This is a genomic window from Nonomuraea basaltis (genome assembly GCF_005893125.1).
Taxonomy (GTDB): Bacteria; Actinomycetota; Actinomycetes; order Streptosporangiales; family Streptosporangiaceae; genus Nonomuraea; species Nonomuraea basaltis.
Map to the genome: position 1 here is coordinate 15,355 of NZ_VCJS01000114.1, position 24,130 is coordinate 39,484.

Consider the following 24,130-nt stretch of genomic DNA (forward strand, 5'->3'; position numbering starts at 1 on the left):
CTGCTACTCGCCACGGAAGTCGACCGGCGAGGGGTCCGCCATGAAGTCTCGTGACCCCATGGTCATCATGGTGTCCACGGCGGCCTGCATGTCGGCGGTCTCCAGGAGTGCCGGACCGAGCTGCAGGACCAGCGCGTCCGCATCGCGTACGCCCTCGGCCCTGGCCGTGCGGAGGACCTGCTTGGTCACCCGGTGAGCCGCAGTCGGCCCGCCCGCCAGCGATGCAGCCAGCGACATCGCCTTCGCCTCGAAGTTGTCCTCGTCGACCACCCTCGAGACGATCCCCCACGACGCGAAGGCATCCGCGGTGTACAGCGATGCCGAATAGCTGATCTCGAGGGCACGTGCCGTGCCGCACCTCTCCGCCAGTCGTTGGGTGCCGCCGAGGAAGGTGGCCCCGCCCAGCCGCGCCTCGACCTGGCCGAACATCGTCCCCTTCTGCGCCACGATCAGATCACATGCCAGGGCCAGCTCGAGGCCACCCCCGAGACACATCCCGTGAACGGCCGCGACGGTCGGCACGCCCAGGCGCTCGATCTCGTGCACCACGCTCATGTAGTCCGTGAACATGGTCCGCGCCTCGGCTTCGCTCATGCCTTTGAAGCCGGCCACGTCAGCACCAGCGGCGAAGACGCGCCCGTCGGCACGCAACAGCAGGGCCCGGGAACCATCGGCTCGTGCCCTGCGAACTTGAGTGCCCAGCTGATCCATCAGGTCGTTGCCGATGACCGGCGCTCCCTCGTGGGAGAGGGTCAGGACGGCCAGATCACCGACGAGTTCATAGTTGACGCTAGACATAGTTGATAGATCCCATTCATGTGGTTGGCGCGGCGCGGGACGACCAGGCAAGAGCGCGAGTCAGCGGCCGTCGATGTGGTTGAAGAAGTCGCGGAGAAGGTTTGCGGTGTCGTCCGGATGCGAGATGTTCGGCGAATGGCCAGCCTCGAGGCGCTCGACCCGGACATCCTTGAGATGCTTTGCGAGCATGTCCTCCCAGCCTTCTTCGAGCATGCGGTCGAGCGTCCCAGCTACCAGAAGCGTCGGGACCGCGCTGGCCGACAGCACGTCGGGGAAGTCCCAGGAGCGCGCCTGCTCGGGCTGAACGGGGCTGCGCAACGTGGGTGCCATCATGGACTCCCACTGACCGGGGCGCAGGCTGCTCTGAAGACGCGCCTGAGCGTGATCCTCGTCCTGGGCGCCGGGGTGAAGAACCCAACTGTCGATCCGTCGAGCATCTTCGACACTCGGCAGGTACTCGGCCATCTCCCGCAACGCCTCCGGGGTCCGGAACGGACCACCGGTTCCAGAGATGCTGGTCGCGGATCTCATGCGCCATGACGTCTCTGCGCGAATCGAGAGCCGAAGAACCATTCCGCCGCCGAACGAGTTTCCTACGAAGTGCGCGTCCCCCACGTCGAGGGTGTCCAGGAACGCAGCGAGATGACGCAGCCGCGGCTCATAGGGGTTCTCCCCGAAGAAGACCGCCTTGTCGGTACCGCCGAAGCCCAGCATCTCCGGAAGCAACAGGCGGTACTCGCCTGCCAGGCGCTTGACGAGCCGCCCGTACGTGTTCAGGGCATCACCGCCGAAGCCGCCTTCATGGATCAGGACGACCGTCGGGGCCAGCGGGTTGCCCCCTTCGAAGTAGCGGGTGCGCACCGGCCCGAGCTTGACATGATGATCTCTCAACACAGTGACACCTTTCAGTTGAGTCTTCCGCTCACCAGCGGGCGCGGACCTCGATCCACGCTAGGAACCAATGGCCCTCTTGCTCTAGGACCGATGCGCCCGGTGTTGGTACGGGCGTGCCTCCGGCGCGGCTCGACGTGGCGGTTCGTTCAAAGAACGTTGTCGCCGATCGGTTGCAAGAGCAGAGCCGCAAGCGGCGCCTGCGACGTCGCGCGCTGACCACCGAACCGACATGGCACTCAGATACCGGCGCTGGGCGCGATCGTTCTATGCGCCTGGCGTCACACGATCCAATGTTGGCCATGTCCGAAGACCACAACGGAAGGCGGCCGTGACCATGACCCGCGAAGACATCGAGTTCCAGGGCGAGGGTGGCGTGACCCTTCGCGGTTGGTTCTATCCGGCGCAGAACGCCGCGGCGCCGGCTCCGGCGATCGTGATGACGCACGGCTTGTCAGGCGTCAAGGAGATGTACCTTGACGACTTCGCGGACTACTTCGCAGAAGCCGGCCTCAACGTGGTCGTCTACGACCACCGGAACTTCGGCGACAGTGACGGCTTGCCCCGCCAGGAGAGCGACCCGGTTTTGCAGCACCGTGACATCCGCAACGCGATCACATATGCGATCACTCGGCCGGAGGTCGACGCGACGAAGATCGGCGTTTGGGGGACGAGCTACTCCGGGGGCCACGTTCTAGTCGTGGCCGCGAGCGACCGGCGGGTGAAGGCGGTCGTTTCCCAAGTGCCCGGCGTCTCGGGTTCTCGCATGCTGAGTCGTGCCGTACGGCCGGACTTCGTCTCCCACGCCCGCGCACAACTGGACGGCGACCGGTTGAATCGCTTCATGGGTGGCGAGCCGGCCATGATTCCAGCAGTGACCCCGGACCCCATGAACCAGGCGATGATGCCTTCGGCGGACGCGTATGAGTGGTTCAGCAAGATCACAGATCGGGCGCCCAATTGGAAGAACGAGGTGACCGCGCGCACCTTGGAGATGGCGACGGAGTACGAACCGGGCAGCTACATCAGTCGTATCGCGCCGACGCCGCTGCTGATGATCGTGGCCGCCGAAGACGTCGTGGCCCCGTTCCAGCTCGCACTGGATGCCTACGAGGAGGCCCGCGAGCCGAAGGAGATCCGGGTGATCGCAGGTGGCCACTTCGACGCCTACGACGGGCCCGGCTTCTACGAGTGCGCCTCAGCCGCCCGCGAGCACTTTCTCAAACACCTCCGCGCGTGATCCAGACCCGCTCCGCGCGCCCTGTCCACGCGCGCAGGCGGCATCAAGCGCCCGACTGATCTCCATACGAACACGTGTACGCACAACAAACACAATGGCCTTGCAGGAGCGGCATGACGACAAGCGAGCAGGACGTTGACCGGTTCGTGAAGGCGGGAGAGCTGGTCCCTCTTCTCTGCTCGGTCGCTGAACTGACGGGTGATCGCACGCTGCTCGCCGACGAGTTCCGACCCAAGTTGAATCTTGAGATGATCGCGATCCCGGAGTTCGGCGGCCTGAGTGCAGAGGTGGCGAACGAGGCCTTTGAACGGGTCCGGAACGCGCTGAAGCGACATTTCGGAACGGGCAGAGATCATCGGCAGACCGACTTGTCTGCGGAGGAGATCGTCGGCTTCCTCACCAACGGAGCCGACGACTACGCCGAACTCATGAAGCATGAACTGGGCGACACCGATCACCTCCCGTGGAATAAGGACGAGGTCGCCGTCGATCGCGACTTCGTCGTGGGCATCGTGGGCGCCGGCCAGTCAGGACTGGCGATGGCCCGGGCGCTTCGGCGCTTGGGGATCGACTTCGTGATGTTCGAGGCGGCCGACAAGGTGGGTGGTACGTGGAGGTGGAACGCCTATCCTGGCTGCCGCTTGGACACCAGCACGCTCGCCTACAGCTACTCGTTCTTCCAGAGACGGGACTGGCGCCACTACTTCGCGGTGCGAGAGACGCTCGAGGACTACTTCAAGGACTTCGCCGAGCAAGAACAGTTGCTGGAGAGCATCCGATTCAATTCGAAGGTTGTCCGAGCATCGTGGAACGAGAACGACTCCCAGTGGGAGTTGGTCGTGAAGGACGCGATCACTGGCGAAAAGTCCACGGTGCTGGTCCGGGCTTTGATCAGTGCGGTTGGCTTCCTCAACCAACCCAAGATCCCTGCCTTCAACGGGCTGGAGAAGTATCGCGGCGAGAAGATCCATTCCGCTGAATGGCATTCGGGCGTCGAGTACCGCGGAAAGCGGGTCAGCATCATCGGCACCGGGGCGAGCGCCTATCAGATTGCGCCGGCCATCGTGGACGAGGTCGAGTCCCTCACGATCTTCCAGCGCAGCGCTCCGTGGATGCTCCCAGCGCCGCTGTACCATGCAGAAGTCGGGCAGGATCGGGAATGGCTCATGGAGAACATTCCGGCCTATCACCGGTGGCTCCGGTTGTGGGAAGTCTGGCACTCGACAATCGGGAAGTACGCTCTGACAAAAGCGGACCCTCACTGGTCTTCCAACGAGTCGGTTTCGGAGCCGAATCAGCGTTTCCGCGATGCTCTGGTTGAGAGCGTCCGGGGCCAATACGTCGGGCACGAGGATCTCCTCGATGCAGTAATTCCGCGGTATCCCGTTGGTGTGAAGCGAATGCTGCGTGACAACGGGGCATGGGCCAGGACGCTCCAGCGACCGCAGACGGCCCTGGTGACCCAGGCGATCGACTCGTTCGACGAGGACGGCATTCGCACCGTCGGCGGAGAACGTCACCCTGCAGACCTGACCGTGTTCGCGACTGGATTCCACGGTACGAACTTTTTGGGAACGATCGACGTGCGCGGGCGGGGCGGACTGAGCCTCCGGGAGTATTGGGGTGATGAGTCCCGGGCTCACAAGGGGGTCACCATCCCGGGCTTTCCCAACCTGTTCTGCCTCGCAGGTCCCAACACCGGACTGGTCGCCATCGGCAGCCAGACGTTCATGGCTGAGTGCGGAATCCACTACATCACTGAGTGTCTGCACCATCTGCTGGTGACAGGTGCGTCGGCGATCGAACCCACGCAGGACGCTTATGACCGATACGTGAAATGGATCGAGGAAGGTAATCGCGGCATGGCGTGGGCTGCTGTGCCCGAGGTGAGCTGGTACCGCAACGAGAGCGGAACCAACACGGTGGTGTGGCCCTACCCCCTGCTCACCTACTACGAGCTCACTCGATCGGTGGACGAGGACGAGATGGTCGTCAGCTACCCGGCGACTCATGAGCCGTCGGTATGAGTCCGAGCCCGAACCCACCGAAAGGCTTGAGCTTGCGGGATCACCATCGCGAATGGCGCGGCTACTTCGCGGCCGCTCCCACACCGTTCGACCGTGACGGCGCGCTGGACGCGGGGAGGCTGCGGGAGGTGCTGGCCTGGTTCCTCGGCCAGCGCGCACACGGTCTTGTGGTCAACGGAACCACCGGCGAGTGGGTGGCTCAGTCGGTGGATGAGCGTCAGAAGGTGCTCGAGATCGCCCGGGGAGCCGTGGGAGCGCAGACTCCCCTGCTCGTCGGAATCAGCAGCATTCGACCTGACGACACCGTGATCCTCGGGCGCCATGCCGCCGAGGCAGGGGCCGACGGGGCACTCCTGACGATTCCCCCAGCGCGATGGCTTCGTGGCGACGAGATCTTCGACTTCTATGCCGTGATGGCACGGCAGATTCCACTACCAGTGCTCGTCTACAACGTGCCCGCAGTCGTGGGATACGACCTCCCGACCGATCTGTTCGCCCGTCTCCTCACCATTGACGGCATTGTCGGTGTCAAGGACAACACCCCCTCTCAAGAGCGGCGGATCAACACGCTGCGGGAGCTCGGTGAGCATCACGCGATCTTCTCCGACGTCCTTGAGGCGACGGCGTTCCCGGTCTTTGCCGGAGAGCAGCGCGGGCGGGGACAGATCGGGAGCGGCATGCCACTGGGGAGTCGACTCGCGGACGCCTTCGAGTTGACCTGGCGGGGTGAGACCGGCAAGGCCCGCCTGATCGTCGACGACCTCACAGAACTCAAGAAAGAAGTTCTGGACGTGCTCGGTCCGGGGCAGCCATGGCACGCCCAGATCAAGGCTCTGATGTTCGCGGCCGGGATAGACGCGGGCTTCCCCCGGTTTCCGGCCACATCCGTCCGTGACGACGAGTCGGCGATGGCCGGGCTTGTTGCGGTCGTCGAGAAGTTCGGTGGGTGAACATGATCAACGTTAAGTACGAGCCATCCAACAAGGCTGGCGCTCCGACGGTGATCCTCGCCGCCTCCCTTGGTACCGATCGCCTCATGTGGCGCGAGCAGGTGCAGTTGCTTCCGCGAACCTGGAACGTCGTCACTTTCGATCTTCGGGGTCACGGAGCCTCGCCGCTGAGCCCGGACCGACCGTCGATCGATGACTTCGCTGATGATGTGGTCGCGATCGCCGACGATCTGGGCGTTCATCGATTCGCTTTCTGCGGCCTGTCGATCGGCGGCGCCATCGGGCAGAGCCTCGGTGCCCGCTACCCGGACAGGGTCAGTTCGCTGGTCCTCGCCTCAACGGGCCTGACCATTCTGAGCAGGCAGGCCCTGATCGAGCGCTCAGAGCGGGTGCTCGACGAAGGAATGGCCTGGATCGCCGAGGCGTCGGCCCCTCGCTGGGCTCTTGCGGTAAAGGTCATCTCCCTTGAACGCGCCGACGCCGAAGGGCTGCGCCGCCGACTGATCTTCGCAGTCGACGGCGAAGCGGCGCGGCCGCGCCCATTCACCGCCGAGATCGTGGCGGCCGATCCGGTTGCCCGGCCGCCCTGGGTCGCCAGGCCATACGTGCCGGGTCTTACGCTGGCCGCCGTGGTGCAGGAGCACGGCCCACTGACGGAGCAGGCCATGCTGCTCCTGACCGCCGGACTGCTGGCCGCTCTGGCCTCGGCCCATGCCGAGGGGCTGGTACACGGCGGGCTCTCCCCATCCAACGTGCTCATGACGGTGGACGGGCCGCTGGTCCTCGACTTCGGAATCACGCTCAGCGGTGACGCCCCCGCGACGCGGTCGGACGACGTCCGTTCCCTGGGAGAGATCCTGGCGTACGCGTCGACTGGTCGCCGCTGCGATCTGGACGAGCTGCCGCCCGCGTTGCGTGCGGCCTCGCTATCCGCGCCGGAACGTGTATTCGTACCGGTCGAAGTCCAGCGTCCAGGCGTATGCGGCGAGGAACGCCTGCGACAGCAGCCCGTCCACCCTGACGCCGCCGAACCCCGACCAGGGCGCGCTCCTGCCCGGGGCGATGGACAGGAGATGGCCGGACTGCTCCAGCGGACCCAGGCGCAGCGGGTGGGTGGCCTTGAGATGGGTGCCGGCGAGGTCGGCGCCCGGGATGCCCCACGAGCGATACTGGCCCCGGGTCGCCAGCACGGCCGCCTGCCTGATCGTGCCGTCCTCCAGGTCCTCCAGCAAATGGACCAGCCCCGAGTCCACGAAGAAGGTGAGATCGCGGCGAGGACCGTAGCCTCCCCTGGCGAACATGAAGTGGTCGCCCCACAGGTAGAAGGGCACGCGGGTGCCGTCCGGCGGGGAGTGGTGCCCGCGCGGGGCGAGGAGCAGGTGACCGGCAGGGGTGTCGACGGTGGGCAGGAAGCGCCGCAGCAGGCAGGTGCCCATGATCACGAGATCCTGGGGGCCGGTGAGGGTGGGGATGACGTCCACGGGCACGTTCGTCAGCAGCGCTCCGCCGAGGTCCAGCTCGCGGGCGATGCCGGTGCGGACCGGTGTGCGGGTGACGCCGTGGAAGCGGTGGCCGTTCGGCACGGTCTCGACGCCCGTCGCCGCCGCCCGCTCGGCGCCCATCACCAGGAACGTGCCCCCGGTGTCCAGGTGGAGCAGGGTCTGGTGGCCGTTCAGGGTGCCTTCGACGGCGGGCATGTACGCGGCCAGCGGGTGGTCGCCGAACGGCAGCCTGACGGGCTCGGCCGCCTTCACCGTCATCGGGTGCTCGCGCCGCAGCGCCAGGTCGGGCGGGACGCGGCGGCGCCGGCGGCGTAAGTGTTCGCAGGCCCGGTCCACCCGCTCCAGGTGCAGCCAGGCGTGCGCCACCGGCTCGTCGAGCGCGCGGAGCCGGAGCCCGCCCGCGAGGGACTCGTAGCGGGCCAGCGCCTGTTCGAACCGGCCGCGTACCAGATCGGCCAGGACCAGCAGGCGCTCGTCCCCGGCTGCGGCCGCCAGCCGTGCGGCCTCCTCGACGTCCCCCGACGTCCATGCCCGCCGCGCCCCCGGGTGTCGCGACGGCCTCATGCCGGCTCCGTCTCGTACGCACCGCGCCGCCGCTGCATGATCAGCCCGGCCCGCTGCAGCGAGGACGACGCCGTGACCTGCCGCCCCGAGGCGGTGGCACCGGCGGACGCCTTGGCCTGCCGCTCTTCGAACAGGTCCATCCGCCGTTCCAGCGCAGTCAGCCGATCCTCCATGGGACACCTTCCGCTTTTCCGTATTTACGGAAAAGCGTACGTATCTGGAAAGGCGCCGTCAACAAGAGAGGACGGGCGAGAAGTCCCTTGCCGGATCGGTCACGGCCGGGTGCGGGCCTCCTGCGCCGCGTGCGTGGCGCCGGCCAGGATCGCGCCGTACTGGATGGCCACCAGGTGGCCGATCGGGATCGTCTCGTTGGACGCGTCCGCCACCGCCGGCGATCGTCACGGCCTTCCGCATCACGGCGCCGGGGCTTTGTCCCTCCAGGTGAGTGGCCATCAGAGACGACCGCCAGCCCGGAATCGGGTGTCCGCGTGGGGCGACCTGCGTGGCCGTGGGCCTGGGTTTCCTGGTGGCCGCTCTCACTCTCGCCATGCCGCGCCGCGATGATCCGCACCGGTCCCAGGCCGGACATGCTCACAGATCGTCAGCCGGCCCCGAGCCGATCCGCGCCCGGAACCCCCTCCCCGTCAGATCCGGCCCGTCAGATCCAGCCACGTTCCCGGGCCGCCAGCCCCGCCTGGAAGCGGGTGATGGCGTTCAGGTCCTGCATGACGGCGTGGATGCGGCGCTGCACCGTGCGCAGCCCGAGCCCCAGCGCCCGCGCGATGGCCTCGTCCGTCAGCCCGCCCGCGAGCAGCGCCAACAGGTCCCTGGTCAGCTCGTCCGGCCCTTCCGAGGAACGCCCCCCTGAAGAACGCCCTTCCCAGGGCGGCCCCGCCGAAGACCGCCCCGCCGGAGACGGCCGCGGCGCCGCGCGTAAGGGGAACCCCCGCTGCCACTCGTGCTCGAACAACGCGATCAGCGCGTCGAGCAACGCGGAAGAGTGCAGGATGAACGCCGCGTCGATCGAGTAGGCCCCGTTGCGGATGGGGATCAGCGCGAGCGCGTCGTCGGCGATCCACATCTTGGCCGCAGCCCCGGCCACCACGCGCGACTTCTCGCCGTGCGCCGCCGCGTCCTGGATGAGCCGCAGCCTGCCGGGCAGCGCCAGCACCTCCAGGTCGTACACGCTGCGGTAGTCGATGCCGTCCCTGAGCATCCGGCGCTCGCGCTCGACGTTGTCGGCGTGGCCGCGCATGACGTACGGGGGCTTGTCGATGTTGCGGAACATGGTCTGGGCGCTGTCCTGCAGCGCGTACGCCCGGCTGATGATGTTGTCGGTGCCCGTGATGACCTCGACCTGCTCGGCCGGGTGCGCGGCGTACCGGGAGGCCAGGTTGAAGGACGTGGTCAGCTCGTGGATGGCCGTGCGCACCTGGTGGAGCTCCTCTTCCTGGCGGGCGAGCAGCGGCCGGATGGCGATGTCGGGGGCGACGGCGACGTAGCGGGCGCGGCGGCCCGGCAGCCTGCTGGCCAGGCCGCGCCGGGCGAAGGCGGCCAGCGTGCGGGCGGCCAGGAGGGTGGAGACGCCGCAGTAGGTGGCGAGTTCGGCGGCGGAGGATCGCGGGTTCTCGACGAGCGTCGCGTACAGGCGGCTCTCGGCCGGTGACAGGCCGATCGCTTCGAGCATTGGCGCCCCTCTCTCCCGATGGCGGGGTACCGCCACTTGGCGGGTTTTGGCCCGTTCGGCGGACTTGTGCCCTGACAGATTTCCAGATTAGGTCAGCGAAGAAACGATCTCATTCGCGCGCGGGCCTCGATGCCCGGTGTTTCTCATGTCTGGAGCTTGTCGTGCGCATGCCCCCCACCCCCCGGCGCCGCAGACTCGGGGCCTTACTCGCGGCGATCCTCGCCGTGCCTCTCGTCGTCGCCCCCCAACCGGCCGTCGCCGCCGCACCGACGAAGGCGGCCACACCCACGAAAGCAGCCGTACAGGCGCCGGTCAGGATCACGCTGATCACCGGGGACACCGTCACCTACGCGAAGGACGCCGCAGGACGCGCGTCGGTCACCCTGGACCCCCGCGAGGGGGCCGAGGCGCGGAGGTACCAGGCGCAGCAGGACGATCACGGCTACTACGTGATCCCCGCTGACGCCGGGCCTTACGTCAACAGCGGCCTGCTGGACAAGGAGCTGTTCAACGTCGACTACCTGGCCGCCAACGGGTACGGCGACGCCAAGTCCGCTCAGCTCCCGCTCATCGTCCAGTACCAGCCGCAGACCAAGGCGAGCGACCTGGCGCCCCGGGCCCGCACGCTGAAGGGAGGCACGGAGCCGCTGGTTCTGAAGAGCATCGACGGCGCCGCGATCAAGGTGGACAAGAAGCAGGCCACCGCGTTCTGGCAGTCACTGGGGCAGGCCAGATCGCCGGCGAGCGCCCCGAGCAAGGTTTGGCTCGACGGCAAGGTGAGGGCGCTCGACGACGTCAGCAACCCGCAGATCGGCGCCCCCGCCGCCTGGGCGGCCGGGTACGACGGCACCGGCGCCAAGGTCGGCGTCATCGACACCGGCTTCGACCCCACGCACCCCGACCTCCAGGGCAGGGTGGACGCGGCCCGCAACTTCGTCCCAGCGGGCATGCCGGGCGGCGGCAACCCCGACGACGCCACCGATCGGCAGGGCCACGGCACTCACGTCGCGTCCACCATCGCCGGCAGCGGCGCGGCCTCGAACGGCAGGTACAAGGGCGTCGCGCCCGGCGCCCGGCTGACCATCGCCAAGGCGCTGGACGACACCGGCAGCGGCAACAACTCGGAGATCATCGCCGCGATGGAGTGGCAGGCGGCCACCGCGCGCGTCCGGGTGGTGAACATGAGCCTGGGTAACAGGAACCCAACCGACGGCACCGACCCGCTGAGCCAGGCGGCCAACGACCTGACCGCCGAGTACGGCACGCTGTTCGTGGTCGCGGCGGGCAACTCGGGCCCCGGCCGCTACACCGTGGCCTCGCCCGGCGCGGCGGCGTCGGCGCTGACCGTCGGCGCGGTGGACCCCTCCGACAAGATCGCCTCGTTCTCCAGCCGCGGCCCGCGCCTGGGCGACGACTTCGCGATCAAGCCGGAGATCACCGCGCCCGGCGTGAACATCATCGCGGCCCGCGCGAAGGGCACCTCGCTCGGCGAGGGCAGCAGCGTCCCCGGCGGCGGCCCGATCGACGACTACTACACCGCGGCGTCCGGCACCTCGATGGCCACCCCGCACGTGGCGGCCTCGGCGGGCATCCTGGCCGCCCAGCACCCCGACTGGACGGCCGACCAGCTCAAGACCGCGCTGACGGGCACCGCCAAGCCGGGTGAGGCAACCGTCTATGAGCAGGGCGCCGGGCGGCTCGACATCGGGCAGGCCGTCACCCAGCAGGTGTTCGACGACCTCGCGACGGTGTACGCCGGGTTCACCGACCCGTACACCGGACAGACGCTGACCAGGAAGGTCACCTTCCGCAACACCGGCAAGGACGCCGTCACGCTGGACCTGAAGCTGGCGCTGAAGAGCGGCGACGCCGACCCGCCCGCCGGGATGGCCACGCTCACCCCGTCGTCGCTGACCGTCCCCGCGGGCGGCACCGCGAGCGCCGACCTGACCATCGAGCCGTCGCTCGGAGACCCCGGCTGGTACGAGGGCCGCCTGACGGCCACCGCGGGGACGGCCAGGCTGACCGCGCCGATCGCGTTCCGCAAGCAGGCCAAGATGAACACCGTCCGCGTCAGGATGGTCGGCAGACCCGAGTGGACGCTGAACCCGGACACCGCCACCGCCCTGCGGGTCAGCGACACCGACCCGCTGCTCGAAGGTGAGCCGATGTCCGTGTACGGGCCGGCCTGGCGGGCCACGGACACGCCCGGCACGGTGGAGACCGAGTTCAAGCTGGCCCACGGCGGCGTGTACTCCATCTCCGCCATGCCCTGGTGGTTCACCAAGCCCGACCGGGACCTCCAGTACGCCCTGCTGCTCGCCCCCGAGGTCAAGCTGGACGCCGACACCACGGTGACCCTGGACGCGACCAACGTGGAGCCGATCCAGATCACCACGCCGCGCCCGTCGGAGCCGGTGTTCCTGAACGTGATGCCCACCCGCACGACGGCCTCGGGCAAGCTGTACGCGGGCGCGGCGCTGCTCAGCTACGAGCCGGTCAACAGGGGCAGATTCTGGGTCACGCCGGTCAAGAAGGCGCCCACGGTGGGCTCGTCCATGCTGCTGTTCGACCAGATCCACCGCACCCCGGAGGTCGAGCTGACCGTGCCGGGCGTCAAGCTGCGGCCCGTCTACGTCAGCGAGCACGACGCGCGGGTGCCCAAGTTCGCGGCGGACCGGCGGCTGAGCCTGGCCACCGGCGACGACATGCGCGGCGGCGCGGACGTGCGCGGCAAGCTCCTCTACCTCCCGGCCAGGGACTCGCTCCAGTTGCTGCTGGCGGACCTGGAACTGGCCATCAAGGGGCAGGCGGCGGGGGTGGTGACCAGCGACCGGTTCGCCTGGCTGCTGTCCTCCGAGGTGTACTCGGCGCAGAACAAGCTGCCGGTCCTGTGGATCGACAGCGCCGAGGCAGATCAGCTCGGCAAGGTGCTGGCCCGGAATCCGTACCCGAACGCCGCTCTGCGTGTCACGCCGACGGCCCCGTACGAGTACAAGATGGCCTACTACGTGAAGGGCGCCACGGCGGGGCGGCTGAGCTACGCGCCGAAGACCCGCGACCTCGTCGAGATCGACACCACGTACCACGCGCGGTTCGCCCCGAAGCAGGGCACGTTCGGCCCGTATTCGGACTTCACCGAAGTCAACCACACCTACAACGACGAACAGCGCTTCAGCGTCCGGGGCTCGCACGCCTTCTCCGGGCCGACGGCCAGGACCGAGTACTACACCGCGACCGGGCGGGACGTGCTGTGGGAGCGCGGCTTCTCGTTCTACGACCCCGCCTCGGGCGACGGGCGCCTCGCCATGTCCTACCGCGGCTTCGCCCGTGCCGGCCAGGAGCGGGAGGACTGGAACGAGGTCATCCTGCCCACGCAGATCACGCCGGGGCCCGACCTACCCGGCTGGGAGTTCGACCCGGGCATCTACTGCGATGGCTGCCGCCAGGGCGACCGGCTGCGGCTGCGGGCGCTCAGCCCGGTGGGCTTCGGCTACTACGCCGACGCATCCGACCCGAGCCGTACCTACCAGGGCGCTCCCGGTACGGAGGAAGTCCGCCTGTTCAGCGGGGACACCGAGGTCACGGCGGAGCACGACGACCTGGGCGTGCCCTACTACACCGTGCCCGCCGGATCGGGCACGTACCGGCTGATGGACTCGTGGAAGGACGGGTTCACCGGCAAGCACGGCGGGACCAGTGTCGAGTCGACGTGGACGTTCCGCTCCGCGCGGCCGACCGCCGGCAACGCGACGTTCCCCTGCCTGGACACCGTGCTGTGGGGCGACGAGCAGCCGTGCGCCCAGGTGCCAGTGATCAGGCTCAGGTACGAGCTGAAGCTGCCCGCGGACGACACCGTGAAGGGGGGCAAACTGTTCACCTTCACCGTCAAGGCCGAGGGCGGCCGGTCGCCGTCTGTCCGGAACGTCTGGATCTCCGATGACCAGGGCGCGCACTGGGCCGAGGCCACGGTGCTGCCCGGCGGCAAGGTGCTCGCGCTCAACCCCAAGGGGCCGGGCAGCGTGTCGATCAAGGTCGGGGCGAGGGACAAGGACGGCAACTCGGTCGAGCAGGTGATCGCCGACGCCTACCTGGTCAGGTAGTCTCGTCGACCTCCGCGTGGGTCCGGCCGCCCGACAGCTTCGGGTAGCCGGGCCCCCGGTCGAAGAAGCGGCCCGCCGGAGGCCGCAGGTTCGCCCGCAGCTCAGCCTGTCCGGGCTCCTGTCGTCATTCGCGCGGTCAAGGCGGCATTGACCGCTTTCACCGCCATCTTGACGACACGATCTTGCGTGCGCTTCAATCCGGAATCTGCCCATCAGCCGTTCGTCGTCATTACGGGGTGACGATTCGCGGCGAGGCCTTCGGCCGCGAATTCCGTGGCCATCCGGGATCGGAGAGACCGTCGTGGAATATGGCCGCCGAGACGCCTTCAGGCTCGCCGTCACCGCAGGTGCCGCATTGCTGGGCGGCGGCGTCACCCAGTAGGCGTCCGCATCCGCTGGGCCCGTCAACCCCTACCCCGGCGGCGAGGACAGTGCCGTCGTCGCTCTGCGCCACGCGCTGGACGACGCCGCCAACGGCGTCGCCGGGTGGGCCGGACGCGACGCCCAGGGAAGGATCATCGTCCGCGCCAGGGCGGGCCGTCGCCACGCGCTGCGAGCCAACCTGATCATCCCGGGCAACACTCACCTCGACGCGACCGACGCCCGGTTCGTGCCGAACCTCGTCTCGTCGGGCACCTCCAAGACGATGGTGCTCAACCACGTCCCCAGCGCGACGACCGGCGGATACGACGCACCGGGCAGCATCGCGATCACCGGCGGCTCCTGGGACCCGATCTGGCAGTACCTGCAAAACGCAGCCACGCCGCCCGCGATGAACGTCATCACGATGCAGCAGACCCTCCAGCGTCGAACTGGCCGGCATAACCATCTACAACGTCAAATGGTGGCACGCCGTCGAGCTCAACGCCGTCCGCGACGCCACCGTACGAGGCTGCGACCTCCTGGGCTGGATCGTGCCCCCGGAATACCAGGACAAGCTGTGGCACGGCGAGGCCGGCCAGCTCGACCTGGCCGGCAGCGCCAACACCTGGGCGGGCGCCAAGGACGAAACGCCCTGCACTGGCATCCGCTATCGGCGACACCTGCGACAAGTCCGGATCACAAGGTCCCTGGGGCACCCTCGCCGGAGCCCACGCCGCCGTTCCCGGCGTCGACCGGCAGCACGTGGATCGTCTCCGCTGCGACTCACACCCACGGCAGGGTCACCTCGACCCTGAACCCGCCCTCTGGCAGCGGTTCCCCGTGCGCCGTGCCGCCGAGTGCCTCGGCGCGCTCGTGGATGCCGATCAGGCCGTGCCCGCCCGCGCCGGCCCACCCGCGCTCCGCGCCCCCGGCGCCGTCGTCGGTGACCTGGATGTGCAGCCCGTCCGCCGTATAGCGCAGCAACACTTCGGCATCGGCGTCCTTCCCGGCGTGCTTGAGCGTGTTGGTCAACGCCTCTTGCACGATCCGGTACGCGGCCAGGCCAATGTCAGGCGGCGCCTGACGAGTTGAACCCTCGACGCGCAATCGTACGTCGATGGGCAGCCACTCGGTCATCTCCCGGATCGCCTCGATCCCCGGTTGCGGCAGCGTCGGGCCCTCCCGCAGCACGCCGAGCAGCAGCCGCAACTCGGCCAGCGCGGTACGGCCAACGTGCCCGATCGCCTCGACGGCAGCGCTCACCCCGGCCTTGTCGTCGTTCAGCAGCGCGACGCCCGCGCTCGACGACTGGATCACCATGGCGCTCACGTTGTGCGCCACGATGTCGTGGAGTTCGCGTGCGATGCGGATGCGTTCCTCGGCCAGCGCGGCCTGGGCCTTGCTCTCTTCGGCGCGGGCCGCGGCGCGCGCCACCGCCTGGGCCTCCGACCGCCGCAGCCTGCCCAGCCCCCATGCCGCCGCGCAGGTCACGAACGACACCGCGAACAGGTCGTCCGGAGGCTCCGGGAACACCGGCCCTGCCCACATCCGCGCCACCGTCACGACTGTCGGCAGCAGCGTGCCCGCGAGGAAGACGACCGGCCACCGCGAGGACGTCCACCGGCCTGCGGTGTAGAGCACTAGCATGAGCGCGGTCGGCGTGCTCAACTCCGACCACGAGGCGTTCCACTCCGCCCAGATGTCCCACCGGCCACCGACGAACCACAGCGTCCACACCAGCGCCAGCACCTGCACCGGGTACCTGCGCCGCAGAGCGAGGCTCGCATAGGCCAGCAGGTCGCCCCAGAACGTCACGGGCAGGCTGCCAGGACTGGCGATGGTGTGATCGCTGTAGGGCACCTCCACCAGGAGGAACGTACAGGCTGCCACAGCCAGCAGCGCATCGGCGAGCTGAGGATGCTCGCTCCACCAGTCCAGGGCTCGCCGCATCATGATCAAACGCTACGGCCGGTACGTCACGCGCGCCAGCGTTGTACACCCATTGCATGTCGGTCGGCCGGTAGGCGCACGCGCGCCAGGTCACTGCCGAAGGCGGCGATCAGATCCCCATCTCCGGTCACGGTGAAAGCGTTCGGCCTGGTCGGCAGCAGCATCGGACGGCAGAGATCCCGCCGCCGTTGTGATCTCTGCCGTGCCACGGATGTCGGGCCCCCTCTGGCCACCAGGGATGCTCCAGCCGATAGCCCCAGCTTGGTGCCTTACCCCACCGTCAGGTGTGTGACGAGCTTTCCCGGCCAGGGGTGATGAGGCCGGATTCGTACGCCAGTGCCACGACCTGGGCGCGGCTGGTGAGGTTGAGTTTCGTCATGGTGCGGTTGAGGTGGGTTTTGACGGTGGCTTCGCTGACGCAGAGCCGGGTGGCGATCTCGGCGTTGGACAGCGCCCGCCCGACCAGTTTGAGCACCTCGACCTCGCGGGCGGTGAGGAGGTGCAGGGCGGGCGAGAGCGCGGCGGGGGACGGGTCCGTCTGACTGGTGTAGGCCTCGATCAGGCGCCGGGTGACGCTGGGTGCGAAGAGCATGTCACCCGATGCGACAGTGTGGATGGCGGCGATGAGTCGTTCCGGCGGAGTGTCCTTGAGGAGGAACCCCGAGGCACCGATGCGGAGGGCGTCGTAGACGTACTTGTCCAGGTCGAAGGTGGTCAGAATGAGCACCCGGGGCCGATGGTCGCTCTTCGTGGACAGGATGCGTTCGGTCGCCGTCACGCCGTTCATGCCCGGCATTCTGATGTCCATGAGGATGACGTCGGGCCGGGTGGACGCCGCCTGGTCGATGGCCTCCTCGCCGGTCGCCGCCTCTCCGACGACGTCGAGGTCGGGGGCCGCGCGGAGCAGCGCCGCCAGGCCTGCGCGGACGAGGATCTGATCATCGACGACAAGTACCTTGATCATGTATTCGGCTTACCGTGTGACTGAGGAGGTTGGTCGTCCTGGTGCGAGGACGACAGGGGCAGGGTGACCACGACCTCGAATCCGCCTGACGGCTTCGATCCGGCTGCGACCGTTCCCTTGTAGAGCTTGACGCGTTCGCGCATGACGATCAAGCCGTGGCCGTTCTCCTGCGGGGTGGCGGCCGCCCCACGCCCGTCATCGGTGACGCGTAGTTCCAGCTCGGCGCCGTAATGGAGCGAAACCCACGCCGTGGCCGGGCCCGCGTGTTTCAGCACATTGGTGAGGCATTCTTGAACGACGCGGTACGCGCACAGGTCGATACCGGGCGCCAGCGGGCGTACCTGGCCGGTGATCGACACCTCGACCGTCAGACCCGCCGAGCGCAGCCGTTCCACCAGTTGGTCGAGCCGTTGCAGGCCGGGTGCGGGGTCATAGCCGTCCGCGTCGTCGTCGTCCGTGTCGATGCGCAGGACGGACAGCAGGCGTCTCATCTCCCCCATGGCCTCGCTACCGGTGTCGGCGATGGTGGTGAGCGCGCCACGCGCGGTGGCGAGATCGGAGCCGAGGACGTACCGGGCGAGCCCTGCCTGGATCACGATGACCGACATGTGGTGGGCGACCAGGTCATGCAGCTCGCGGGCGATGCGCACCCGTTCCTCGGTCACGGCGCGCCGCGCCTTGTCCTCCTGCTCCTGGCGCAGCCGTTCGCTGAGGTGGGCGAGCCGCCTGTTGCGCTCGACCAGCATCCGGGTGCTGTTGCCGAACGTCCATGCGACGGCGACCATGATGCTCGTCTGCGCGAGGTTCGGCCAGGTGAACTCGTCCGGGCCGAGGAACGCCGCGTGCCACAAGGAGACGGCCGGGGGCAGAACGCACGGGACGGACACGGCAGGCGATCGCCGGCCGGCCACGGTGTAGAGCGCCAGAAGCGGTGCCACCCCGTTGAGCCTGGCATCGTAACCGGCCGCGTGGAAGATGATCGAGGCGGCGCAGGAGACCATCAGCACAGTGACCGGGGCACGCCGGCGCCAGGCCAGCGCGAGGTTGGCCACAAGAGTCAACGCCACGCCGGCGACCTCCAGCGAGCGCCGCGCATAGCCCGGATCGACCGAGCCGTTGGTCGAGACGAGGCCGAACGTCAGGGAGACGCCGGCGACCACGACGCCGAACAGCAGATCGGTGAGAAAGGGGTTCATCATGGCGAGCCGTCTGAGGGACGACAGCACCTTTGCGCGCATCAGCGCATGGTAGCCGCGACCGGCCGCGTCACTCATCACTCATGCGGTTGACCGCCGCTACAACCTGGGCGGTATACGCGCGGCACCGTACCGCAGCCGGTTGACCACTCGGGCGGAGCAGATACGCCAGACGTTTCGGCGGTCTTCATACGGTGGGTTGACGCTCAGATTCCGGATTTTTCCTATAACTGGTGTCGGTTGAAATCACCGGCACTGCGGGGGCCGCGCCCAAGGACGGCATCCGTCCTTGGGCGCGGCAGGCGATCGCAGGAATCAAGGGGGACAGTATGCGATACACGAGCACAGCCTTCGGAACGGTCGTGACCGCTGGAGCGATCAGCGTCCTGGCCCTTCTCTGCGGCACGGCCACGGCGGCCGCTGGTCCGCCGCCGGAGGATCATCTCCCCGGATGCCCGGCTCCGAGGACCGCCAACCTGGATGACGGCTACGGCGTCATGAGGGGGAGATTCAACCTCAAGAGAGGCCCGTACGCGGGCGGCAGGTGCGGCACGGTGACCACGGTCGGCGCTGGCCGGGTCCTCTACTTCCACTGCTGGACGGGGAACAAGCACGGCAACCGCTGGGTCTACGCCCGGGTGAAGGGCACCAAGGCGCACGGCTGGATGTCCATCGACAATCTGCGTGACATCCGCAACACCTCCTTCGCAGCCTGCGACCCCAACGTGCACCCCGACCGCATACGGTAGAGCGCCGGAAGGCAGCATCTTTCGCTGCGGATGCGGGCCGCGTCCGCGGCGTTGGGCGGCAGGACAGCGGGGGCCCTTGGCGTTGCGCCGGCGGGGTGAGGCACAGCTCGATCCTGTTCTTGGCGGCCCATTCACAAATCGCCGTGGTCGTGACCGCCCTGACCGGTGCTGTCCCCGCCGTCCACCGTGTCCGCACAAGCCGGCGTGGCCTCCGCCGGGCCCGACCGGGGCGTACGCCAACGGCGCGACCGGCATGTGTCTGGCCGTGGGCCGGGGAGAAGTGAGGGCGGCGAAGCCGGTGATCCAGTGGCCCTGTACCGGGGGCAAGGAGCGGCGCTGGATCGACCGGTCCGGCCTGCTCAGGCGCACTCGAGTAGTGACGGGTATGGAAGAAGCAGATGATCAATAGCTCGTATGGGGAACTCGGAACAGGCAGCCGCACAGCCTCACAGATTCTGACGGACCATTTAGCGGAATGGTCGCTGCAGACCGGGATCACGGTGGAGATATGGGCTCTGCCGAAACAGCCGCTTCGCGCCGTGATCGCCGAGGTCGTCCATGGCACGATCCGTGATGTCCTGCAGGAGGTGGAACGGCAGGCATCGGCCCGTACCGTCTCCATCGCCCTCACCGTGGCCGCCAGCGGGCTGCGCTTGACCGTCAGTGATGACGGCTCCGGGATGCCGGCGGAGGTGTTCGAGGCCCGTCTACACGGCCGGCGGGCGGAAGTCGCCGGACTGGGCGGCCGCCTCATTGTCAATGGCGTACGGGGAGAAGGCACCACGATTAGCGCCACCGTTCCCCTAGGAAAGGTGTCTCTTTTCCCGAGCTAGCGATCTTCAGGGTGCGCAGCACTTGGGGTCGTGCTGCCATCCGCAGGCCCGGGCGCGGTGCCGCACGTGGCAGGGCAGTTGTCACTGGCCTGGCGGCATCGCACCTGCCGAAACCCATCCGCGCAGTTCAAGTGGCATACGAGCTCGACGGCGCGCACCTGCAAGGCCTCGCTGAGCGAGGAACAGGGAGGCCTTCCGCGAGCACGCTCGCCGCCCACAGGACTTGTTCGACGTGCTGCCGCTGCCCGCACCCGCCAGGCCCGAGTCGTGCGAGCCGTGGCCCGCCTTACCGGCCGCCGGCTTCACCACCCGTGGCGGGCCGTCGTACGGTATCGGCGACGTGGACGACGCCTGAGGTGAGGCGCCCTCAGATCAGGGAAACTTCGGCGGGGCTCGGTCGCAAGGTGCACTCCGTAGGCGCATCCGCGCCTCCGCTCCGCGGCCGCGCGGTGGGCTGGCCAAGCCGTTCAAAGAACAGCGTGCAACATAAGCTGATCAAGAAGTCGTACACCTCCGTCCTGGCCCTCGGGGAAAATCTGGCTGGGGAGCAGGGTGAGCTGGGCAAGCCGGTCGGCGGGTCGCTGCTGCCACCGCCGCGCCTGGTGGCGGTCCGATTCTCGAGTCAGTGTGGCAACCGAATCGGGCGTTCGATGCGGGTGGGGTTGCCGCGTACGAGCTCGTCGTGGATGTGCCAGCGGGCGGTGGTGACGGCTCGCTCTGCCGCCTCGTCGCCGTGCTCGATGCGCTGTCGCAGCAGCCGCAGGGCGATGCGGCGGTTGAGGTTGAACTGCCGCTCGGTGTCGACCACGACGACGATCCCCGTCGGCCGGTGGGTCGCCCGTACGGCCGTGCTGGCCTTGTTGCGATGTTGACCGCCGGGGCCGCCGGTGCGGCAGGCGACGATGTCGACGTCTTCTTCCGCGAACGTCGTACGCGGCGTGTCGACCTGGCACGGCCGGGCAATGACATACCAGTTCTTTCGGCCGGTGTTGGCCCGGTATGGGCTGAGGGCCTGCCAGCACAGGGTTCCGGTCCATGAGGCGGCGAACGCCTCGGCGCCTGCTCCTGCGATCTGGATGAGGACCGATCGGTAGGTGCCGGGCCGGTCGCCGGGAACAGTTTGGGCCCGATGGGCTTCCAGGTTTTGGCGGGTGGCGTCGGTTTCCAGGCGGTGCAGCAACTGGGCCAATGCCCAGGCGCACTCCTGCGGGCCGCGCCCGGCCGATAGGAGCAGGTGGACGCTCACGGCCGGCCTCGCTTGCGGCGGTGGTTCCGGTGGTCCCTTTGGGGCGTGGACCCGAAGTCGGGAGTCTTGTAGGTGACCAGAGGGATCGAGGTGGCCACGGGCGTGGCCAGGTCATGGTCGACGAGGTCGGCGATTACCTGCTCGATGCGCTTGTAGGCCGTTGGCGCCTCCTCGAAGAGAAGTTGTCGGTCGCCGCACACCACCAGCGATCCCATCGGTGTGCGGCGCAGCTCCTCGACCGTGTGCTTGGCTCGGCCCCGGCGCAGGGCGTCTGCACGCGACATCTTGCGGCCTGCGCCGTGCGCCACGGAGTGGTTGGCGTCCGGCCCGGCGTGGGCGGCCACGAGGTAGGAAGGGGTGCCTCGCGTACCGGCGATGAGCACGTCGCGGCCGTCACCCGGCGCCGCCCCCTTGCGGTGCAGGTAGATCCCGTCGCGGATTTCGACCAGGTTGTGGCACTGGTCGACGATCGGTTCGGTGGGCTCGGTCCCCAGGGCATGGGCGACCCGGGCGGCCATCAGCCGCCGGTTGAGGGATCCCCAGCGTACGGCGTCGTCATGCATCGCCAGGTAGGTGTCAGGATCAGGGGCGGGGCCCGCGCCGTGGACCTCGGTGTGCGCCCGCAGGATCCGCTCGCCCAGCCCGCGCGAACCGCTGTGGACGATGAGAACCAGGTCGCCGGCGGCGAGTCCGAGACGGCTCGCGTGCCCCGGTTCGAAGACGGTCTCGATTCGCGCCAGCTCGACGAAGTGGTTGCCCCGGCCGACCGTCCCGAGGCCCTCGACGTGACCGGCGGGAATATCACCCTTCACCACGGCCCAGGCGGGATCGTCGGCATCCTGCTCAGGATGCAGCGCGCGATCAAGATCGGGGAACCGGGCGGCGAGCTTCTCGGGTACGGCGCGCTTGAGCTTGATGGGGAACACGGCGATGCCGCAACCGATGTCGGAGCCCACCAGGAAGGGGTACAGCTTGGTCGACGCCATCGCGGCGCCGATAGGGGCGCCCTTGCCGGGGTGCAGGTCCGGCATGGCGGCGACGTGCATCATGCCGTCGAGGGCGGCCACCTGGTGGCACTGCGCGACGGCATCGGACTCGATCCAGCTTGTGGGGGAGGCGAGCACGGTGACGGTGGCCGAATTCATGGCCGGGGTGGAGGGCAGCAGGGAATCCTGCCGGGAGTGTTGCTGAGACAAAGACGCTCTCTTTGCTGAACGGGGTATGGGCGGGCGGCATTACGGCGCGCGTCGGCGCCATGGCATCTCGAAATAGCGGTGCTGTCCGTCAGAGCATCATGGACACCACGTTGCCCCGAGCTCGCCACGCGAGGCAAGCGGTTTTCGGCCGTACGGGCCTGGGTGCCTGCACACACCCAATGCCGACCGCGAGTGGCAGCCCCAGGGCGCCGGCGTCCGCCCGTTTCGGATGATGAGCAGCAAGGCAATCTGAAAAGCGGTTCCGGTCAGGTCCGACCGAGTGCCACCTGGCGCGCGGGACTCCGGTCAGGGGGAGATCTCGGGAAGTCGCGGGCGGGTGCGGTAGCGGTGGCGCTGGTAGAGGTAGAAGAGAACGAGGTGCACAGCGGCGGCGAGCAGGCCGAGGGTGATCGCCGCGCTGAGTGGAAGCGCCAGGGTGGCCAGGAGCGTGATGCCTGCGCCGATCACGATGCTGTTGATCGCGGTGATCATCATCGCGATCGTGAATAAGCCGATGAGCCAATCGCGCCGCCGTCCGATGCCCATGGTGGCGGTGGCCGCGGTGACGGCGTCGTTCTCGGCGGGCCCGGCCCACGCAATGATGTAGGCGGAGGCCTGCGGGGATAAGTGGCGATAGTAATGGCGGATGCGGGCTATCGCGCTGCGGTAGAGGATGTTCTGCAGGCCCGTGTCGACCAGGCGGACGCTGGTGAAGAGGCCGAGGATGGCCAGCGCAGGCAGGAGGGTCGCGGCCAGCGGGGCGAACGCGGGCGAGGGCGGGGCGGCGAAGCCGAGTGCTACCAGCGAGCTGGACAGCGCCATCACGTACAGAGTGGCGCGGGCCGACTCCTCGCTGGTGGCGGTGCTGATGGCGGTCTGCAGGACGAAATGCTCCGTGGTGAGCGCGGACATGAGGGCGGGATTGTCGTTCGTCATGTGGATAATGCTCCCCATGGAGTGGGTCGTCATGAACGCGATGTCGGATATTGACGCTTCCGACCCTGCGCCTGCCGAAAATTCCGTCCGTTCAGGTCAAGCCGCATGTGAGTACTCGTGGAGGACTCCGCCGAGCCGGTCTCGTCGGCGTATGTTCAGGTCGGTGATTCGCTCGGGGTCCGTAATCGCGTCCGGGACGGGACGCAGCGGGGCGGCTTGGGCCAGGGCTTGATGGGCTCGGTGCTGGTTGTAGAACCGTTCGTACTCGCGCAGGGCGTGCTGTAGGTGGTGTTCGTGCCAGAGCCGGCAGTGGTCCAGGAGTTCGTGGCGGCACGATTGCACCCAATGCTCCATGATCGAGTTCATCCGCGGCATCCGGATACCGGCGAGGACGGTCTGGATGCCGGCCTCGGCGAGGAGTTGGTCAAATGAGCGCCGGGAACTTCGAGCCCGCAGACTAACAACTCGTAGCTTTCCAGGGGAGGGATCGTTGATCTGGTATGCGCCTGTTGGAAGGGCTCGAGGAAGTGCTGGCCGCAAAGTTCGCAGCGACCGCGTTCACCGTGGAGTCGATACGCCGCTGGTGGAATGGGGCCGGGCGGGCGGCCTACCCGACGGCGCGGCGACTGCTCATCACCGCCGATGCCGGTGGCTCCAACGGTCACCGCCGGCGCACCTCGAACAGGTCCATCCGCCGTTCCAGCGCAGTCAGCCGATCCTCCATGGGACACCTTCCGCTTTTCCGTATTTACGGAAAAGCGTACGTATCTGGAAAGGCGCCGTCAACAAGAGAGGACGGGCGAGAAGTCCCTTGCCGGATCGGTCACGGCCGGGTGCGGGCCTCCTGCGCCGCGTGCGTGGCGCCGGCCAGGATCGCGCCGTACTGGATGGCCACCAGGTGGCCGATCGGGATCGTCTCGTTGGACGCGTCCGCC

At 68.2% G+C, this 24,130-nt stretch carries 21 protein-coding genes and 2 pseudogenes; 9 read left to right on the forward strand and 14 right to left on the reverse strand.

Annotation, left to right across the window (positions count from 1 at the left end):
* Positions 1 to 3 precede the first annotated feature (3 nt).
* Together EJK15_RS39860 and EJK15_RS39865 are read right to left on the reverse strand one after the other, a co-directional pair.
* On the reverse strand, positions 4 to 798 hold the full coding sequence (locus EJK15_RS39860) for an enoyl-CoA hydratase/isomerase family protein (RefSeq protein WP_138715658.1): 795 nt from the start codon (positions 796 to 798) through the stop codon (positions 4 to 6).
* Positions 799 to 858: 60 nt separating this feature from the next.
* Positions 859 to 1,659 (reverse strand): alpha/beta fold hydrolase, encoded by an 801-nt coding sequence (locus tag EJK15_RS39865; RefSeq protein ID WP_171074799.1) that lies wholly within the window; start codon positions 1,657 to 1,659, stop codon positions 859 to 861.
* Between the two features lie 367 nt (positions 1,660 to 2,026).
* On the opposite strand from EJK15_RS39865, the gene EJK15_RS39870 reads away from it, so the two are divergent.
* The 4 genes and pseudogenes from EJK15_RS39870 to EJK15_RS77850 all read left to right on the forward strand — a co-directional run.
* On the forward strand, positions 2,027 to 2,929 hold the full coding sequence (locus EJK15_RS39870) for an alpha/beta hydrolase (protein WP_138715660.1): 903 nt from the start codon (positions 2,027 to 2,029) through the stop codon (positions 2,927 to 2,929).
* 113 nt (positions 2,930 to 3,042) lie between these two features.
* A complete protein-coding gene (locus EJK15_RS39875) occupies positions 3,043 to 4,956 on the forward strand; it encodes a flavin-containing monooxygenase (RefSeq protein WP_138715661.1) in 1,914 nt (637 codons plus the stop codon).
* On the forward strand, positions 4,953 to 5,906 hold the full coding sequence (locus EJK15_RS39880; RefSeq protein WP_138715662.1) for a dihydrodipicolinate synthase family protein: 954 nt from the start codon (positions 4,953 to 4,955) through the stop codon (positions 5,904 to 5,906). The genes EJK15_RS39875 and EJK15_RS39880 overlap by 4 nt, the downstream gene beginning before the upstream one ends.
* Before the next feature lie 86 nt (positions 5,907 to 5,992).
* Positions 5,993 to 6,292: pseudogene (locus EJK15_RS77850) on the forward strand (alpha/beta fold hydrolase); the annotation flags it as partial.
* Here the strand turns inward: EJK15_RS77850 and EJK15_RS71245 are convergent.
* The 4 genes from EJK15_RS71245 to EJK15_RS39895 all read right to left on the reverse strand — a co-directional run bounded on the left by EJK15_RS71245 (position 6,287) and on the right by EJK15_RS39895 (position 9,659).
* Positions 6,287 to 6,637 carry a hypothetical protein gene (locus tag EJK15_RS71245; RefSeq protein WP_171074800.1) on the reverse strand — a complete coding sequence of 117 codons (351 nt, stop codon included), beginning with the start codon at positions 6,635 to 6,637 and terminating at the stop codon, positions 6,287 to 6,289. The pseudogene EJK15_RS77850 and the gene EJK15_RS71245 sit on opposite strands and share 6 nt — an antisense overlap.
* A 195-nt stretch (positions 6,638 to 6,832) precedes the next feature.
* Entirely contained in the window at positions 6,833 to 7,972 is a 1,140-nt protein-coding gene (locus EJK15_RS39890; protein WP_138715663.1) for a retropepsin-like aspartic protease, read from the reverse strand.
* Positions 7,969 to 8,145 carry a hypothetical protein gene (locus EJK15_RS71250; protein WP_171074801.1) on the reverse strand — a complete coding sequence of 59 codons (177 nt, stop codon included), beginning with the start codon at positions 8,143 to 8,145 and terminating at the stop codon, positions 7,969 to 7,971. The genes EJK15_RS39890 and EJK15_RS71250 overlap by 4 nt, the downstream gene beginning before the upstream one ends.
* Positions 8,146 to 8,630: 485 nt before the next feature.
* A complete protein-coding gene (locus EJK15_RS39895; protein ID WP_138715664.1) occupies positions 8,631 to 9,659 on the reverse strand; it encodes a helix-turn-helix domain-containing protein in 1,029 nt (342 codons plus the stop codon).
* 167 nt (positions 9,660 to 9,826) lie between these two features.
* On the opposite strand from EJK15_RS39895, the gene EJK15_RS39900 reads away from it, so the two are divergent.
* Complete coding sequence (locus EJK15_RS39900; protein ID WP_240777515.1) at positions 9,827 to 13,762, forward strand: S8 family peptidase; 3,936 nt, start codon at positions 9,827 to 9,829, stop codon at positions 13,760 to 13,762.
* Between the two features lie 582 nt (positions 13,763 to 14,344).
* Here the strand turns inward: EJK15_RS39900 and EJK15_RS39905 are convergent.
* The 4 genes from EJK15_RS39905 to EJK15_RS39920 form a co-directional block, all read right to left on the reverse strand.
* Positions 14,345 to 14,545, reverse strand: coding sequence for a hypothetical protein (locus tag EJK15_RS39905; protein ID WP_138715666.1), 201 nt, complete (start codon positions 14,543 to 14,545; stop codon positions 14,345 to 14,347).
* A 363-nt stretch (positions 14,546 to 14,908) separates the two neighbouring features.
* Positions 14,909 to 16,078, reverse strand: coding sequence for a sensor histidine kinase (locus tag EJK15_RS39910; RefSeq protein ID WP_138715667.1), 1,170 nt, complete (start codon positions 16,076 to 16,078; stop codon positions 14,909 to 14,911).
* A gap of 277 nt (positions 16,079 to 16,355) precedes the next feature.
* Positions 16,356 to 17,039, reverse strand: coding sequence for a response regulator (locus tag EJK15_RS39915; protein WP_138715668.1), 684 nt, complete (start codon positions 17,037 to 17,039; stop codon positions 16,356 to 16,358).
* Positions 17,036 to 18,277 (reverse strand): sensor histidine kinase, encoded by a 1,242-nt coding sequence (locus tag EJK15_RS39920; protein ID WP_171074802.1) that lies wholly within the window; start codon positions 18,275 to 18,277, stop codon positions 17,036 to 17,038. The genes EJK15_RS39915 and EJK15_RS39920 overlap by 4 nt, the downstream gene beginning before the upstream one ends.
* Before the next feature lie 287 nt (positions 18,278 to 18,564).
* On the opposite strand from EJK15_RS39920, the gene EJK15_RS39925 reads away from it, so the two are divergent.
* From EJK15_RS39925 to EJK15_RS76595, 3 genes are all read left to right on the forward strand, one after another.
* On the forward strand, positions 18,565 to 18,984 hold the full coding sequence (locus EJK15_RS39925) for a hypothetical protein (RefSeq protein ID WP_138715670.1): 420 nt from the start codon (positions 18,565 to 18,567) through the stop codon (positions 18,982 to 18,984).
* 398 nt (positions 18,985 to 19,382) lie between these two features.
* Positions 19,383 to 19,817: a sensor histidine kinase gene (locus tag EJK15_RS39930; RefSeq protein ID WP_138715671.1), complete on the forward strand. Its 435-nt coding sequence runs from the start codon at positions 19,383 to 19,385 to the stop codon at positions 19,815 to 19,817.
* Positions 19,818 to 20,040: 223 nt separating this feature from the next.
* The gene (locus tag EJK15_RS76595) at positions 20,041 to 20,172 is read left to right on the forward strand and encodes a hypothetical protein (protein WP_276615477.1); all 132 of its coding nucleotides are present in this window, start codon (positions 20,041 to 20,043) and stop codon (positions 20,170 to 20,172) included.
* Between the two features lie 267 nt (positions 20,173 to 20,439).
* On the opposite strand, the gene prfH is transcribed toward EJK15_RS76595, so the two are convergent.
* The 4 genes from prfH to EJK15_RS76600 form a co-directional block, all read right to left on the reverse strand.
* The gene (prfH, locus tag EJK15_RS39935; protein WP_138715672.1) at positions 20,440 to 21,063 is read right to left on the reverse strand and encodes a peptide chain release factor H; all 624 of its coding nucleotides are present in this window, start codon (positions 21,061 to 21,063) and stop codon (positions 20,440 to 20,442) included.
* Positions 21,060 to 22,259: an RNA ligase RtcB family protein gene (locus EJK15_RS39940; RefSeq protein ID WP_206061388.1), complete on the reverse strand. Its 1,200-nt coding sequence runs from the start codon at positions 22,257 to 22,259 to the stop codon at positions 21,060 to 21,062. Before EJK15_RS39940 ends, prfH begins: the two co-directional genes overlap by 4 nt.
* Before the next feature lie 306 nt (positions 22,260 to 22,565).
* Positions 22,566 to 23,195: a hypothetical protein gene (locus EJK15_RS39945; RefSeq protein WP_138715673.1), complete on the reverse strand. Its 630-nt coding sequence runs from the start codon at positions 23,193 to 23,195 to the stop codon at positions 22,566 to 22,568.
* A 96-nt stretch (positions 23,196 to 23,291) separates the two neighbouring features.
* The gene (locus EJK15_RS76600; RefSeq protein ID WP_276615478.1) at positions 23,292 to 23,735 is read right to left on the reverse strand and encodes an integrase core domain-containing protein; all 444 of its coding nucleotides are present in this window, start codon (positions 23,733 to 23,735) and stop codon (positions 23,292 to 23,294) included.
* Between the two features lie 14 nt (positions 23,736 to 23,749).
* Here EJK15_RS76600 and EJK15_RS39955 point away from each other — a divergent pair.
* Positions 23,750 to 23,869: pseudogene (locus EJK15_RS39955) on the forward strand (ISAzo13-like element transposase-related protein); the annotation flags it as partial.
* Between the last annotated feature and the right edge of the window lie 261 nt (positions 23,870 to 24,130).